Origin of the sequence: Polaribacter reichenbachii (assembly GCF_001975665.1) — a bacterium.
GTDB lineage: Bacteria > Bacteroidota > Bacteroidia > Flavobacteriales > Flavobacteriaceae > Polaribacter > Polaribacter reichenbachii.
Map to the genome: position 1 here is coordinate 1,004,738 of NZ_CP019419.1, position 17,078 is coordinate 1,021,815.

Consider the following 17,078-nt stretch of genomic DNA (forward strand, 5'->3'; position numbering starts at 1 on the left):
TTCGCAAATACAATTATAAAAAAAAGCGTTGCAACTGAGTGCAACGCTTTCTACTAATATAAGCTTGTTTAGTTAAAATCCAGTTCCAGGATCAGAAGGTGCAGAAGCTGCTTGTGCTTTTTGCGGGTTTAAAATCATATAAGTTCCTAGAGCTGTTAGTGCAGCATACTTTCCGTAATTACCGATTTTTTTAATAGCGTCTTTTCTTGTTATTTCTTCTTGTTTATTTAATTTTTTTTCCATGACTTTGTGTAGTATTTTTTGGTTAACTAATTTCTTATTCTAAAGTTATTTTTTTGTTTAACATTCCGTTTTCTGTTGATAACTGAACTATGTAAATTCCGGTTGCTAAACTTGGTAAATTAACATCACTTACTCCATTAGAAGTAAAAGATGTATTTAAAACTTGTTTACCTAAAATATTGAATAATTTTAAGCTAGATTTTCCTTGAGTTAAACCTGTAATTCTTAAAGTTGAATTGTTTGTTTTATAAATACTAATTGTATCTAACTCTAGATTATCTGTACTTAATACACTAGCTCTTGTATGTAAGTAAAAACGACCAGTATCATTTAAAGCTGCTGTTAAAGTAACTTTATATGTACTATTTGCTTCATCTAACCTTGTAAAGGTATTTGTTTGTCTGTCTTCCAAATAAACATTTATGCCAGAAGGTAAGTTTAATACTGCTGCTGAAAAAGTAATTTCTTTATCTGCTGCTGCATTAATACCAACAGGAACAATCATAGATTCAAAATCTGAATTTGGTAAAGATTGAATTTGATATTTTTTACCAACATTGTTTGATAATAAGCTTGTATACACTGCAAAAGGCTGTGCAACACCACCAAACAATTTAGCATCTTTACTATTATCAAATTCTTTTGTAGCTCCAGTTACATAATTTAATTTTGCATATCTAGTTAAATCTCCATCAGTAATATTTAATTGAATTTCTGTAGTAGCTGTTTTTTGAAAAGTATCTGCAGTTTGTGTACTTAACATAGATGTATTTACTGTAAATGTACTAGCTGCTGCTGAAGCTTCTACAAAAAACCCTTGACCCGGTGCAATTTGAACACTACCAGTTGTTGCATTATAAGTTTTATTAGCAGAATCCCACATCCAAATTGTTGATTCAGTTAATAAATCATTACCTCCTGAATTATTTGCAGTCATTAAATCACTTAAAGAAAGATAAGCTATAAAAGGATTCCCAACTAAATTATAACCATTTGAACCATCTATAGTTAATGCAATATCTGTAATATTAGACGCTCTAAACGAACCCGTAAAAGAAACATCTCCTGTAGACGCTCTTTTCATTGAATATCCTATTCCTTCATTAAAACTATTACCACCTCCAGATTGCATATACGACCAAGTATCATCTGCTTGAACATAGGTAGAAATACCTCTATTATCTCCTGAACCGTAAGCTATATCATTATTAGTAACCCAAGTATCATCATAAGTTTCTCCAGAAACAGGTGAAGACACCAAATACCATCCAGCTGAATTATCAGCTGCAGAATCTCCTGTTAAATCTGGCGTAGATAAAGACCTATTATAAGTTAAAGCACCAGATAAAGAAGTAGCCGTTAAAGATGAACCTGAATTTAATGTTACTGAACCAGAAGCAGTAACAGCACCACTTACAGCTAAAGATGCTTCATCTTGCAAAGTAAGATCTATAGCAGTAACTGAACCAGAAGCTACTGGAAGATTAAACACATCTGGCACAACTGCTTTTAAAGAAGCTGTTGGCACTCCATTTGTCCAGTTTCCTGCAGTATCCCAGTCTGTGCCTGAAGAACCTGTCCATCTTGTAATATCATTAACAATTGAAACAGGCTCAGAAAGATCAGTTGTACCAGCATAATTAGAATTAATTGTACCTGTTGTACCTGCAACTAATTCTCCACCACCAAAATAACCCCATTCAATTTCTTGAGAGCCATCTGCTGTAGTTATAGCATAAGTTTTACCACCAACTTGTACTCCATTAGCATCTCTTAACTGATTATAGAGTGTAGAACCTGGAGTTACATTTGACCAAGTTACTATTGTTTTTACAGACCCTTTACCAACTCCTACACCACTTATTCCTGCTGCAATTTCTGTTGGAAGTGAAGTATATTTAATATTTGGACCTTCTATTACTGTTATTACTTGTTGTTTTTCTATTCTTACACCATCAGAATTTGTAATCCAACATACAATTCTATACTCTTTACCTGGATCTAAATCTGCGGAAGGAACTGTATTAAGCGCTTGTAAATTATTAGAATTAACAGTGCCAGCATGAACACCATTCTGACTTACGTTTCCTGCATTTTTCCATACTATCCCTTCAGGGTTAGTTGTTGTATCATATTCTCTTAATATCATTCCAACATTACCATCAACAGTATAATCTGTTCCTGCTCCATCATCACCAGCATCAAAGCTTACTGTTACAGCAATTGTACCACCAACCTCTACTGTTAAAGGCGCAGAATCAATGGTAATAGATGGCCCTGTTTGACCTTGTAAGGAAACCCCAACCAAGAGTAACCCAAAAAAAAGTAATTTTCTAAACATTTTAATTTTGATTTTAGTTAATTATTAATTGATTTAAAAATTTGTTAACAATAATTTTATATATATCATTATTTTTTAACAATAATTTAGCATCAAAACTAATTAAACAGTAATAGCTCAAGGAAAACATATGTTCTACAACACAAAACATATGTACTAACTTTAAAAATTAAAATAAATATAAGTTACTTATTTACAATCTTTTAACAATTACAGGTGAAAATTTATTTGTTATTGTGGTTAAAATAGAAACTAATAGAGTTAAAATAGGATATATTTTACAAGCTATTTTATTTTAACATTTGTAAGAGAATAATTTAAGAAAATACAATGCCAAAGCAGGCAAATTATAAATAATTTATAATTGCACAGATATATTATTAAATACAAAGAAAATCAAAAAAGAAAAATTTGGTATTTATTTATTGAAAAGGTATTTCAGTTAATTACTAGTATTTCGCAAAATAGTGATAGCACCACCTTCTTGAGTCCAAAGAGTATTAATTTTTTGTTTTCTTTTATCTGAGAAAATACTGGTATTGCTTCCTAATAAAAGGTCTACATCGCCATCATTATCGATATCTTTTGCTTTAATAAGCATAAAGCTATTATTTGTATTTGTTGGAAGTACATGAGTTTTAAAACTCCATTGATTGGTTTTAGTGCTTACATTTTCAAAATAGAAAAAAGCTTCGTCATCTTTGTTTTGTAGGGATGCATAATAACCAATAGAAGCAATATCTATATCTCCATCATTATCAAAATCTGCTGATGCTGTACCATAAGCACCTTCTTGTTTATGAAACCAAACCTGCTCATACTTATAATTTCCTTTGTTCTCAAAAATTCTTACGCCATGATACGGTTTTAAAGCACTTGCAAAATCATCACTATCTCCACTTGAACAAATAATATCATCATCTCCATCATTATCAAAATCTAAGAGCTCAAAATGTGTAGTTCCATAATAAGATGGTAATGTTAGCAATTGTTGTTTTTCGAACTTAAAATTACCTTTATTTATAAATAGATAAACACTTTCATCTTCTTGAGCTACCAGAGTAAAAAAATCTTTTAAACCATCATTATTAACATCTTTTACAACAAATTTTACAGCTCCTGGTTTGGGATGAACGTTTGTTTTCTTAATATTCTGTCTGCCAGAATAAATGTTTATGCCTCCTAGATATTTACCAAATTCAGCCACTAAAAAATCCATTATTCCATCATTATCAAAATCATCAATAACAAAATCAACAGGTCTTTCTAAATTACCGATTAAATTTATAGGCTCTGGTTTATCTGCTAAGACAGCAATACTTCCTGTAGGTTCATCCACATTAAACATACGCCCCATACTGAGTAGAAATTCTATTTTACCATTCTGAATTACATCAACCAAAGGATAAGTCATTTGATTTTTCTGTAGCAATTTTCCTGTTTTATCAAGCTTTATATAAAATGATTCATGATCAGTATTAAAACCCAAATGATACTCGTTATCCTGAAAATTTAAATAAGTCAATCCATTTCCACTTGATTGCCAAGGAAGAATTTCTTTTTTAAACAGTGCTAAATTTCTATTTAAAATAGGTTTTACATCTGGAATGTTTTCAAGAGAATTATCATCATAAAATTGAATTATCGCTTCCCATTCTTTATCTGTAATTAATCCTTTTTCTGGAAATAAATAAGATGCTTTTAATCGTTCTCTAGCAATAATATTATTATAATCTCCTAACATTTTGCCTTCAGGACGTTTTCCTAAAAATAATCCCATAATTGGTAATACTTCTTTCCAATAACGTTTTGGCATTACTTTAGGCTCTGGAAATGAATGACATCTAGCACAATGCATTTCTGCTAATGCTTTTCCTGTAAATTTAAGCTCAGACCCAACAGGTTCTAATTTTTCTTTTTTGTTTGATTTATTACAATTAAAAAAAACTAAAGTCATCAATAAAAAAAGTAAACCACGAATCATAGTATTTGATATTTTTTTCAATATAACTCTTAATAAAAAATTAAAAGCAGTTGTTTAGAATTATAGTCCTAAACAACTGCTTTTATAAATGATAAATATTTTTACTGATTAAAGTTGAAAAACCTTTTCCAATTCAATCCATTTTTCGCCATCTTTTGCCCAAGGTAATTCTTGTTGATAATCCCACATTAGGTTTTCCCATTCTTGCACTTTTGGATTATTAGCGTCCATTGCTGCTTTTTTTGCAGGATCGAAAGTTTCATCAACCTCCATAATCATAAACATTCTATTACCTGTTAAATAGATTTGCATATCTACAATACCAGCATCTTTTATGCTTTTGGTAATTTCTGGCCACGCATTTCCTGCTGCGTGGTATTCTTTGTATTCTGCAATTAATTTAGAATCGTCTTTTAAATCGCAAGAATAACAGTATCTTTTTGTGTTCATAAGTTTTTTTTAATTAAAACAGATTTATCAGCCACGAATTCACGAATTTTTCACCAATGAAAATGAATAATTATCACGAAAAATCTTTAAAAAGATTTTTTATTCGTGAATTCGTGGCAATTATTTATAGTTTGTACAACTCAATAATTTAAAATAATGTATTGAACAAAAGTTATAACTATGCTTTTGACTTTTTATATGTTGAATATCCATAAAAGGCTACAACTGCTAAACAAATTAATGGTAAAATAAAAGAGAAATTAACTTCTGGAATAAAGCCTAACACTTTTACATCAGCAAAACCAGAACCTCCCCAATCTAAAATTCCTCCTTGTAAAACTGGCATTAAAGCCCCACCTACAATCGCCATTACTAAACCTGCTGAACCAATTTTTGCTTCATCTCCCATATCTTTTAAAGCGATTCCGTAAATAGTTGGAAACATAATTGACATAAAAACTGAAACTGCTACTAAAGAAATTAAACCTGGCATACCTGATAATAAAATAGCACCTGCGCAACAAACTACACCTCCAATACCAAAAATCATTAGCATTTTTGATGGATTAATTGTTCTCATTAAAGCAGTTCCTATCCATCTACCAATTAAAAATGAAATCATTGCAGCTACATTAAAATAAGTTGCTGTTAACTCCATACCTAAAGTTTCATTAATATTATCTACATATTGAAAAATATATGTCCAACACATAATTTGCGCACCTACATAAAAAGCTTGTGCAACAACACCGAATTTATAATTGCTATTTGCAAATAATTTATTGAAAGATTCAGAAAGCGACATTTTATCTTCTTCTGCCGTTTTTGGCATTTTTGTAAAGATGATAATCGTCATTATGATTAAAACCAAAATACCTAAACCTATATAAGGTACACTAATTATTCCTAAATCATTTTCTCTAACTGCTGCTAATTCATCCGAAGAAAGTGCATTATAAGCTTCTACTGTATAATCATCTGATCGTAAAGCACTAATTACAAAAACCTGTGCAATAATCATTCCTGTTAAAGAACCAATTGGGTTAAATGCTTGCGCTAAATTTAAACGTTGTGTTGATGTTTCTTTATCACCCAAAGCTAAAATTAACGGATTTGATGTGGTTTCTAAAAACGCTAATCCACAAGTAATTACCCATAAAGAGATTAAAAAGAACGTAAATGTTTCCTTTGCTGCTGCAGGATAAAACAAAAATGCACCAATTGCATACAAACTTAACCCTAAAATAATTCCAGATTTATAACTGTATTTTCTGATAAATAAAGCTGCTGGTAAAGCCATAAAGAAATATCCAAAATAAAAGGCAAATTGCACTAATGATGCTTGCATATTAGACAATTCTGGCATCACTTTTTTAAATGCAGAAACCATAGGATTTGTTAAATCATTGGCAATTCCCCATAAAGCAAATAGCGATGTTATGATAATAAAAGGGAACAACAATTCCTTTTTTACTACTGGTATTTTTTTAAGCTGACTCATATTTTAGTTAATTTTAATAATATTAAAAGTCTTTTATCTTTTTAATTTTAACAATGAAACTTGAATTAGTTCTTGATTTAACTTTCTAAAACAAAATATCTCGAACTAATATTTTATACATTATTCTGTTAATAAAGATCTATCTAAATTTACATAACCACCATCTACAGCTATAAACTGACCTGTAGTGTGTGACGATCTTTCTGATATAGTAAACAAACACTGATCTGCAATTTCTGCTGGTGTTGTCATTCTATTTTCTAACGGGATTTTCTTAACAATAGATTTTAGTTTTTCTTCTCCATTTTCTAAAGTTTTAATCCAAGCATCGTAAGCTGGTGTCCAGCTTTCTGCTATAATTATTGCATTACAACGAATTTTATCTTTGATTAAATCTACTGCCCATTCTCTGGTTAAACCTAAAACTCCTCCTTTTGATGCTGCATAACCAGAAGTGCCTCCTTGACCTGTTAAACCAACTTTAGAACCAATATTTAAGATATTTCCTGTTGATGCTTTTAAGAATGGTAAAGCGTGTTTTACCACTAAAAAATAACTGACCATATTTAGTTTTAAAGACCACATAAAATCTTCGTAAGACGCGTCTAAACCAACACCATCATTAACACCAACATTATTAATTACAGCGTCTATTTTACCATATTTATCTGTAATTTTCTTTATAGATGCTTCTATTTGGCCTGGGTTTGTAACATCCGTTTTACAAAAAATAGCATCTATGCCTCTTGCTTGCAATTCTTCTACATATACAAAACCTCTATCGTTTCTATCTATAATGGCTGGTATTGCGCCTTCTGCAGCTAAATGTTGTACAATAGTTTCTCCTATACTTCCTTTAATTCCTGCTGCTCCAGTTATTAATACTACTTTATCTTTTAATCCTAAATCCATTACTTAATATTTTTATATAAATAGCCCATTCAGGTTTTAAAAGCCTGAATGGGCTTAAATTCATTTACAAATTGTAAAATTTAATTGCATTTTCACCCATTATTTTGGCTTTTTCATCATCAGAAAAATCTGCAATAAAATTGGTTACTATATTTTTTACTTGACCATAATTACCTGCCACTAAACAAACTGGCCAATCTGAACCATACATAATTCTATCTGTACCAAAAGCATTAAATACTAAATCCAAATACGGATTTAGTTCTACTTCTGTCCAAGTTTTGTAATTGGCTTCTGTAATCATTCCAGATACTTTACAAAACACATTTTCTAGTTTAGCAATGGCTTTCATTTGATTTGCCCATCCATCAAAAAAACCATCTTTTATATACGGTTTTGCAATATGATCTATTACAAATTTGATGTTTGGAAATCTCTTTACAAACTCTAAAGTTGCTCCTAATTGATGTGGAAACACCAAAATATCATACGTGAAATTGTGTTTTTCTAATGCTGAAATTCCGTTTAAAAAATTAGGCCTTAACAAAAAGTTATGATCTGCTTCTCCTTGCACAACGTGTCTAAAACCTTTTACAGCTTTATAATTGCTATATTTTTCTAAGACTTGCTCAATATCATTTCCTCTTAAATCAACCCAACCCACAATTCCTTTTATAAAATTGTTTTTTGATGCTAAATCAATTAAAAAATCAGTTTCTCCTAAAGTTTGGTCTGCTTGCACAGCAACACAACCATCCACACCATTTTCTTGATATACTTTTTGTAAATCTTCTGGCAAAAAATCACGTCGAATTACAGCCATTTCATCATCTATCCAGCTGTGTTTTACAGGTTCGTATTGCCAAAAATGTTGGTGTGAATCTATAATCATTTTTTACAATGCTTTTAATGCTGATTGCATTCCTTTTTCTGTAATTGCAGTTAAATGTTTTGTAACTGTTTCTTGTAAACCATTAAAAGAAGTTAAATCTACTCCCCAAAAACCTGTATTTTCTAAAGTAGCTTTTACAATAGATGGTATATCATTAGTTGCCCATTGATTTGTAAAGAAATCTAATGCTGATTGATCATCTTTTAAAGGAATTGCTTCACCATTTCTATCGCCTTTATAAAAAGCAATTAATGAAGCTAAAGAGAATAATAAACGATTTGGTAATGCGTCTTTTCTTTTGATGTACTCTAAAACTGATGGCAATACTCTTGTTTTGTATTTTGATGTTGAGTTTAAAGAAATACTAATTAAAGCGTGCTCTAAATACGGATTTCTAAATCTGTCTAGCACATCATTTGCAAACTGATTTAACTCTGCTTCTGGTAAATCTAAAGTTGGACAAATTTCTTCGAAAATGGCATCCTTTAGGAAACCACCAACAACATCATCTTCTAAAGATTCACGAACTTTATCAATTCCGTATAAATAACCAACTGGCACTAAACTAGTATGTGCACCATTTAAAATTCGCACTTTACGAGTTCTGTATGGTTCTTGATTGTCTGTAAAAACAATGTTTAATCCACAAGCCTCTGCTGGAATTTCTTCTTTTACAGTTGACGGCCCTTCAATTACCCATAAATGGAATTGCTCACCTTCTACCACCAAATTGTCTTTATAACCTAACTCTTTGGTGATTGCATCCATTTTATCTCTTGGATAACCGGGTACAATTCTATCTACCAAAGTGTTACAAAAAATATTATCTTCATTTATCCATTCTACAAAATCCCCTCCTAAATCCCAATCAGCTGCATATTGTAAAATGATTTTCTTTAGATTTTCTCCGTTTTTATCAATTAACTCACAAGGAATTACAATCATTCCTTTGTCTGAAGCACCTCCAAAAGTTTGGAATCTCTTGTATAATAATGCTGTTAATTTCCCTGGAAAACTGCTCTGTGGAGCATCATCTAATTTATCATCTGCATTATAAGCAATACCAGCTTCTGTGGTATTAGAAATTACAAAACGTAAATCTGGATTGTCTGCAATTGCTAAATAATCTGCATTGTTTTCATAAGGATTTATACCTCTTTGAATACAATCGATAATTTCGTGTTCGCTAATTGCTTCTCCGTTTTTAATTCCGTTTAAGTATAAAGTGTACAATCCATCTTGATCGTTTAACATCTTTATTAACCCTTGATTGATAGGTTGAACAACAACAACGCCAGCATCAAAATCGGCTTGTTTGTTCATTTCGTGAATCATCCAGTTTGCAAAGGCTCTTAAAAAATTACCTTCTCCAAATTGCACAATTCTTTCTGTATATGTTTTTACTTTAGCTGTACTTCTGTTTAAATTTTGCATTATTTTTTCTTTTAGCAATTAGCACTCTGCCTTTCGCTTTTAGTAATTAATTATAATGAAACTCCTCTTTTCCAAGGAATAAAATCGTTATTTCCGTGTAAAACTGCTTTTGATGGTGTTTCTCCACTGGCAACTCTAATAATATGATCTAAAATCTTTTCTCCCATAGTTGCAATAGTGTCTTCACCAGTAATTACAGTTCCTGCATTGATATCAATAATATCATTCATACGTTCGTATAAATTGGTATTACTAGACATCTTTAAAACAGGTGCAACAGGATTACCAGTTGGTGTTCCTAAACCTGTTGTAAACACCACAACATTACAACCAGAACCAACTAAACCTGTTGTAGATTCTACGTCATTTCCTGGTGTACATAATAAATTTAAACCCGGTTTTGTAACTTGTTCTGTATAATCTAACACTTTTACAACAGGAGATGTTCCTCCTTTTTTAGCTGCTCCTGCAGATTTCATTGCATCTGTGATTAATCCATCTTTGATGTTTCCTGGTGAAGGATTGTTCTCAAATCCAGAACCTACAGCCACTGCAGCTGCTGAATACGCTCTCATTAATCCGTAGAATTTTTTAGAATCTTCTTCAGTTTCACATCTATTGATTAATTCTTGCTCTACTCCATTTAATTCTGGAAATTCTGCTAAAACTGGGCTTCCTCCTAAAGCCACTAACAAATCTGAGGCGTAACCTAAAGCCGGATTTGCAGAAATTCCTGAAAAACCATCTGAACCACCACATTCTAAACCTAAAGTCAATTTACTTAATGGTGCAGGTTTACGCTCTAATTTATTGGCTTCAACTAAACCTAAAAAGGTATATTTTACAGCTTCTTCTATTAAATGTCTTTCGCTTACACTTCTTTGCTGTTCTAAAAAGTGAACTGGTTTTGTGTTATTTGGTGCTATTTTATCAATAGCTTCTTGCAACATTTCAATTTGTGCATTTTGGCATCCTAAGCTAAAAACGGTAGCGCCTGCAACATTTGGATTGGTAATATAACCTGCCAATAATTGACACAACATTTGAGAATCTTCACGTGTACCTCCACAACCACCATCGTGTTTTAAGAATTTAATTCCGTCTACATTTGGGAATATTCTGTTTTTAGACATTTCTTCTTTTGTAGTGATAATTGGTGTGTTAAAAATAGCATCATTAGATGCTCCTGATTTGTATTGTTGAATTAAAGCATCTGTATCTACAGCAAAATCTTTTTTGGTTTCATACCCTAATTTTTCTGATAAAGCACCTTCTAAAACATCAACATTTCTGTTTTCGCAAAACGTTAACGGAATTACCAACCAATAATTTGCAGTACCTACTTTACCATCTTCTCTATGAAAACCGTTAAAAGTTCTTCCTTCAAAATTAGATGCATCTGGTGCAGACCATGTAAATTTTTCTTTTTCTTCTTTAAATTCTGCGGATGCGTGTTTTACATTATCTATGGTAATGGCACATCCTTCAGGAATTTCTTGAACAGCTTTACCTATTAAAACACCATACATATAAATTTCATCTCCAACATTAAAATCGTTTAATGAGAATTTATGTTTTTGTTTAATGTTTTCTTTTAAAACAACTTCTTTACCTGCTACTTCTATAATTCTCCCTTTTTCTAAAGGATTTATTGCAACGATAATATTGTCTCTTGTATCTATTTGAACGTAGTCTTTAGACATTTGGTTCTTTCTTTTTTTTAATTAAAACTTACAGTCGCTTTGATTACGCCCGTTTTTGGATCTAACCAACTATCAAAATTTTCGATCATTTCTGTATAAGCTACAGAATGCGTAATAAATGATTCTGTTGGAAACTGATTTAACACACTAATTACGTGTTCAAAATCTTCTGTAGTTGCATTTCTACTACACATTAATGTCATTTCTTTAGCGTGTACTTTTGGATGTGTATACGTTAACTCTCCTTTAGATAAGCCTACCAAAACAAATCGACCTCCATGAGACATATAATCTGGACAAGATTCTAAAGCATACTTATTTCCTGATGCATCAAAAACTGCTGTGCATAAATCGCCATTGGTAATTTTTGAAACTTCTTCTACTGCTTCTGCTCCTGCTTTTACAATATAATCAACACCAATCTTTTCTTTGGCGTATGTTAAACGATCTTCGTTCATATCAATAGCAATTACTTTTGCACCTGCAATCTGAGCTAATTTCATAATTCCAATTCCTATGGGTCCTGCACCTACAACTGCAACAATTTCACCTTTTTGAATTGCTGCTCTTCTTACTGCATGTGCACCAATAGCCAAAGGCTCTACAATAGCCATTTCGTTATCTGACAGGTTATTTGCAGGTAATAAAATGTCTACAGGAACCGTAATTTGTTCTTGCATTCCTCCATCTCCATGTACACCTAAAACAGTAATATTTGTGCAACAGTTTGTTTTGCCATTTCTACAAGCAATACATTTACCACAACTTACATAAGGCATAACAACTACTTTATCTCCAGCTTTTATTCCTCTCGCATTTTCTCCTATTTCTAAAACTTCTGATGCCAATTCATGCCCTAAAATTCTTGGATAAGTAAAAAATGCTTGATTCCCTGCATAAGCGTGTAAATCTGTACCGCAAATACCCACTTTATTAATCTGTAATAAGGCTTCGCCTTCTTTTCTTATTGGAGCCTCTTTTTCTTTTAAGATAAATTCTCCGGGTTTTTCACAAACTATGTACTTCATTCGTTGTGTTTTAATACTATTCGATTAGTTCTAATTTAAATTACTTTATAAGCTTAAGTGTAAATGCAAAATCTCCTTTTTTAACTTTTGGCATTTGTACAGTTAAACCTTTGTCAGTTTGTTTCCAAGTTAATTTTTCGTCACTACCAAGCATTGTAACGTTTTTAATATTATCACTTGCTTTTATTGATGAAATAGTAACTTTATTATTTTCTGGCCACTCCATTAAAATTGCATAAATGTTACCATCTTTCTGCGTAAAACGCATATCTTGACCCGTAAACGCTTTATTACCACCTTCTGAATGATGACCTGTACCAACTTCTGTTGGTCCTTCACCAAAAGTTCTCCAGTATTTTGTATCGTAAATTGCCTCTCCGTTAACATCTAACCAAGCTCCAATTTGTAATAAAATTTTCTCTTGATCTTCAGGAATTGTTCCATCTGCTTTTGGTCCAACGTTTAATAATAAGTTTCCATTTTTAGAAACAATATCAATTAAATCATCAACCAAAGAATTTGCAGTTTTAGATTTCCAGTTGGTTACGTGAGACCATGAATTTTTACCAATAGAAGTATCTGTTTGCCAAGGCAGTTTACGAATGTCTGGTAATTTTCCTCTTTCTAAATCATAAATAACTGTACCTTCTGGAAAAGCTTGTTCGTAAAAGTTTTTGTCTTGTAGCACAACTTCTTTACCCCACTCAAGCCCTTTATTATAATAATAAGCTGCTAATTTTGGTCTGTATTCTCTAAACTCTGGAGTATCTAACATAAAATCGAACCAAAGAATATCTGGTTGATAGTTATCGATTAAATCTTTTGTTCTTAACCACCAACGTTTTTTAAATGCTTCTGAAACGGGTTCTCTTAAATTTTTTCCTTTTGATGAATATAAATCTGCATATGCTGGATCTGTGGTATCAAAATGATCTTTTTTATTGTAAAAAGACCAGTTGAATGCAAAGTGAGAAGAAGCTCCCATTATTAAACCTTGTTTTCTACCTTCTTTCATCAACTCACCTAAAACATCTCTTTTTGGCCCCATATCAAAAGAGTTCCAACGAGTTGTATTTGATTTATACATAGCAAAACCATCATGATGATCTGCAACAGGAACTACATATTTTGCACCCGCTTTTTTGAAAAGTGAAATCCACTCTGCTGGCTGAAATTTTTCCGCTTTAAACATCGGAATAAAATCTTTGTACCCAAACTTTTTATGATCTCCGAAGTTTTTTTGATGAAATAAAAACTCTCTAGAAGGACCATCTGCTTGATGTTTTAATTGAGCTGTATATCTAGCAGAGTCCATATACATATTTCTAGGATACCATTCTGAACCATAAGCAGGCACTGCATAAGCACCCCAATGAATAAAAATACCAAACTTCTTTTGATTAAACCATTCTGGGTCTTTATAATGTTTTTTTATTGACTCCCAATTTGCCTCGTAAACTTCTTTGTTTTCTGCAACCGCTTTTTTTTCTTCTGTTTTACAAGAAACAAGAACCACAATTGCAAATAAGATTAATGCTGATAATTTCCTACTCATTATAACTTAGGTTGATTAATATTTTTTCTTAATACAAATTAGGTCTATTTTTAGCTAATAGTAATATTCGTATGTTTTAATTTGTGCAACAAATAGTCATTTGTTCTAGTTTACTGATGTTTTACACATCTTTCTTAAGTTTTCTGAAAAACAAAAAAGACCCATAAAATTTCTCTTATAGGTCTTTGTAAATTAAATATTTATATGAATAACAACTTATTTACCCCATACTTTTTCCATTTCCTCTAAAGTTTTACCTTTGGTTTCTGGCACGTATTTCCATACAATAAATGTTGCAATTATTCCCATTAATCCGTAAATCCAATAGGCAAATCCGTGATTGAATTTTTCTAGTAAATAGGAGTTTTTATCCATCATAGGAAAAGTCCAAGAAACAATATAATTGGCAATCCATTGTGCTGCAACAGCAAGTGCCATTGCTTTGCCTCTAATTTTATTCGGGAAAATTTCTGATAACAACACCCATACTACTGGCCCCCAACTCATCGCAAAACTTGCAACATAAACCAACATACAAATCAATGCAAAAACACCCACAGATTCACTAAAAAATGCGCCTCCTAATGCAAACATGGCAACTGCCATACCTAAAGCTCCAATAATCATTAGAGGTTTTCTACCGAATTTATCTACTGTCATAATAGCTAAAACCGTAAATAATAAGTTTACAGCACCAACAATTATAGTTTGTAATAAAGCTGTATCTGTACCAGAACCCATACTTTTAAAGATTTCTGGTGCATAATATAAAACTACATTAATACCCACGAATTGCTGAAAAATAGACAATAACAAACCTATTATAATCACACCAATTCCGAAAGAAAACAATTTTCCTGAATGACTAACAACTGTATTTTGAATTTCGGCTAAAATTCTTTTTCCTTCTTCTAAACCATTAACCTTTATTAAAACATTTAATGCTTTTTCTGGATTGTTCTTTAAAACCAAAGATCTTGGTGTATCTGGTACAAAAAACAATAAAAATAAAAATAAACATGCAGGTATCATTTCTGATGCAAACATCCATCTCCAACCAATAGTATTCAACCAAGTATCATTTCCTTGTTTTGCTATATAGTAGTTTACAAAATACACCACTAACATACCAAAAATTATAGCAAACTGATTTAAAGAAACTAATTTACCTCTACTTTTTGCAGGTGCAATTTCTGCAATATACAAAGGCGATAACATAGAAGCTAAACCAACTCCTATACCACCAATAATTCTATAAACTATAAATACGTAAATTAAATTATGATCGCCTTCGCCAATTGGTTTTATAAATATTTCTGGCATTGATGAACCTAATGCTGAAAACAGAAACAGCAAAGCAGCTAGAATTAACCCTTTTTTTCTACCTAATTTTTTACTGACAACACCACCAAAAATTCCACCAATTATACAACCAATTAATGCACTAGAAACAACAAAACCTAAACGTGCATTTGCAGCATTTTCTCCTAACTTAAAAGGAAGTACAAAAAAACTTTCTAAAGAGCTTACTGTACCCGAAATCACTGCTGTATCGTAACCAAATAACAATCCACCTAAGGTGGCTACTAAAGTTAGTTTTAGCAGATAACCTGAACTCGTTGTTTTTTCCATAATGTTGTTTTTAGTAATTAGTTTTAGTCAAAAAACCCAACTAAATAAAATATTTAGTTGGGTTTTTGTTTTTTAGATATATTGATTAATAATGTTTTCGAACAATTCTTGTTTACCACTTTTTAAAGTTAACTCTCCATTTTCTTGTGCAATCTTGTATAAATCTTGCATTGTTAATTTTCCGTCTTCAAAAGATTTTCCATTACCAGCATCAAAAGAAGCGTAACGTTCTTCTCTTAATTTTTCGTAAGGTGAAGAAGTCATAATTTTATCAGCAATTAATAAAGCTCTTGCAAATGTGTCTGCACCACCAATATGAGCATAAAAAACATCCTCTAAATCTGTAGAATTTCTTCGGATTTTAGCATCAAAATTGATACCTCCACCTTGTAAACCACCAGCTTTTAAGAATACTAACATAGCTTCTGTAGTTTCTTGAATGTTATTTGGAAACTGATCTGTATCCCATCCGTTTTGATAATCTCCACGATTTGCATCTAAACTACCCAACATTCCTGCATTTGCAGCAACTTCTAATTCGTGTTGAAAAGTATGTTGTGCTAATGTTGCGTGATTTACTTCGATATTCATTTTAAAATCGTCTTGTAAACCATATTTATTTAAGAACCCAATTGCTGTTGCTGAATCAAAATCGTATTGATGTTTCATTGGCTCCATTGGCTTAGGCTCAATAAAGAAATTACCTTTAAAACCTTGGGCTCTTGCATAGTCTCTTGCCATTGTTAAAAACTGACCCATATGATCTAACTCACGACCCATATCTGTATTTAACAAAGACATATAACCTTCTCTACCACCCCAAAAAACATAATTCTCTCCACCTAAAGCAATAGTTGCATCTAAAGCCAATTTTATTTGACCACCTGCTCTTGCAACTACATTGAAATCTGGATTTGTAGCAGCACCATTCATATATCTTGGATTAGAAAAACAGTTTGCTGTACCCCATAATAATTTGATACCAGATTCAGCTTGTTTACCTTTTAAATACTCTGTAATTGTTGCTAATCTTTGTTCTGATTCTGCAAAAGTTGTGCCTTCTTGAATTAAATCGTAATCGTGAAAACAGAAATAATCAAAACCCATTTTACTAATAAATTCGAAAGCTGCATCTGCTTTATCTTTTGCTGCTTGTACTGGATCTGAAGATTGATCCCAAGCAAAATTTTGTGTTCCAGGACCAAAAGGATCTGAACCTTGACCACAGAATGTATGCCAATACGCAATTGCAAATTTAAAATGCTCACGCATTGTTTTACCTGCCACAACCTGGTCTGGATTGTAGTATTTAAACGCTAAAGGATTGTCTGATTCCTTACCTTCAAATTTAATTTCTCCAATACCTTTATAGTATTCTTTATTTCCTATAATTGCCATAATTT

The 17,078-nt window shown here is 31.7% G+C and carries 13 protein-coding genes; all 13 read right to left on the bottom strand.

Going from position 1 to position 17,078, the window contains the following annotated elements:
- Positions 1-72 precede the first annotated feature (72 nt).
- The 13 genes from BW723_RS17820 to xylA all read right to left on the bottom strand — a co-directional run bounded on the left by BW723_RS17820 (position 73) and on the right by xylA (position 17,073).
- The gene (locus tag BW723_RS17820; protein ID WP_169835730.1) at positions 73-243 is read right to left on the bottom strand and encodes a hypothetical protein; all 171 of its coding nucleotides are present in this window, start codon (positions 241-243) and stop codon (positions 73-75) included.
- A gap of 34 nt (positions 244-277) precedes the next feature.
- The gene (locus BW723_RS04155; protein WP_068361885.1) at positions 278-2,584 is read right to left on the bottom strand and encodes a T9SS type A sorting domain-containing protein; all 2,307 of its coding nucleotides are present in this window, start codon (positions 2,582-2,584) and stop codon (positions 278-280) included.
- 442 nt (positions 2,585-3,026) lie between these two features.
- Positions 3,027-4,589: an FG-GAP repeat domain-containing protein gene (locus tag BW723_RS04160; protein ID WP_139059119.1), complete on the bottom strand. Its 1,563-nt coding sequence runs from the start codon at positions 4,587-4,589 to the stop codon at positions 3,027-3,029.
- An 87-nt stretch (positions 4,590-4,676) separates the two neighbouring features.
- The gene (locus BW723_RS04165; protein ID WP_068361880.1) at positions 4,677-5,018 is read right to left on the bottom strand and encodes an L-rhamnose mutarotase; all 342 of its coding nucleotides are present in this window, start codon (positions 5,016-5,018) and stop codon (positions 4,677-4,679) included.
- A gap of 178 nt (positions 5,019-5,196) precedes the next feature.
- The gene (gene fucP / locus BW723_RS04170) at positions 5,197-6,519 is read right to left on the bottom strand and encodes an L-fucose:H+ symporter permease (protein WP_068361876.1); all 1,323 of its coding nucleotides are present in this window, start codon (positions 6,517-6,519) and stop codon (positions 5,197-5,199) included.
- A gap of 120 nt (positions 6,520-6,639) precedes the next feature.
- The gene (locus BW723_RS04175) at positions 6,640-7,431 is read right to left on the bottom strand and encodes an SDR family oxidoreductase (protein ID WP_068361874.1); all 792 of its coding nucleotides are present in this window, start codon (positions 7,429-7,431) and stop codon (positions 6,640-6,642) included.
- Between the two features lie 64 nt (positions 7,432-7,495).
- On the bottom strand, positions 7,496-8,323 hold the full coding sequence (locus BW723_RS04180) for an amidohydrolase family protein (RefSeq protein ID WP_068361871.1): 828 nt from the start codon (positions 8,321-8,323) through the stop codon (positions 7,496-7,498).
- Positions 8,324-8,326: 3 nt separating this feature from the next.
- The gene (locus tag BW723_RS04185) at positions 8,327-9,757 is read right to left on the bottom strand and encodes a tagaturonate reductase (RefSeq protein WP_068361868.1); all 1,431 of its coding nucleotides are present in this window, start codon (positions 9,755-9,757) and stop codon (positions 8,327-8,329) included.
- Positions 9,758-9,807: 50 nt separating this feature from the next.
- Positions 9,808-11,460 carry a UxaA family hydrolase gene (locus BW723_RS04190; RefSeq protein WP_068361866.1) on the bottom strand — a complete coding sequence of 551 codons (1,653 nt, stop codon included), beginning with the start codon at positions 11,458-11,460 and terminating at the stop codon, positions 9,808-9,810.
- A gap of 17 nt (positions 11,461-11,477) precedes the next feature.
- Positions 11,478-12,488: a zinc-binding alcohol dehydrogenase family protein gene (locus BW723_RS04195; RefSeq protein WP_068361865.1), complete on the bottom strand. Its 1,011-nt coding sequence runs from the start codon at positions 12,486-12,488 to the stop codon at positions 11,478-11,480.
- Positions 12,489-12,528: 40 nt separating this feature from the next.
- Entirely contained in the window at positions 12,529-14,043 is a 1,515-nt protein-coding gene (locus BW723_RS04200) for an alpha-L-fucosidase (RefSeq protein WP_068361863.1), read from the bottom strand.
- 216 nt (positions 14,044-14,259) lie between these two features.
- The gene (gene xylE / locus BW723_RS04205) at positions 14,260-15,675 is read right to left on the bottom strand and encodes a D-xylose transporter XylE (RefSeq protein WP_068361860.1); all 1,416 of its coding nucleotides are present in this window, start codon (positions 15,673-15,675) and stop codon (positions 14,260-14,262) included.
- Between the two features lie 72 nt (positions 15,676-15,747).
- On the bottom strand, positions 15,748-17,073 hold the full coding sequence (gene xylA, locus BW723_RS04210; protein WP_068361858.1) for a xylose isomerase: 1,326 nt from the start codon (positions 17,071-17,073) through the stop codon (positions 15,748-15,750).
- Positions 17,074-17,078: the final 5 nt, after the last annotated feature.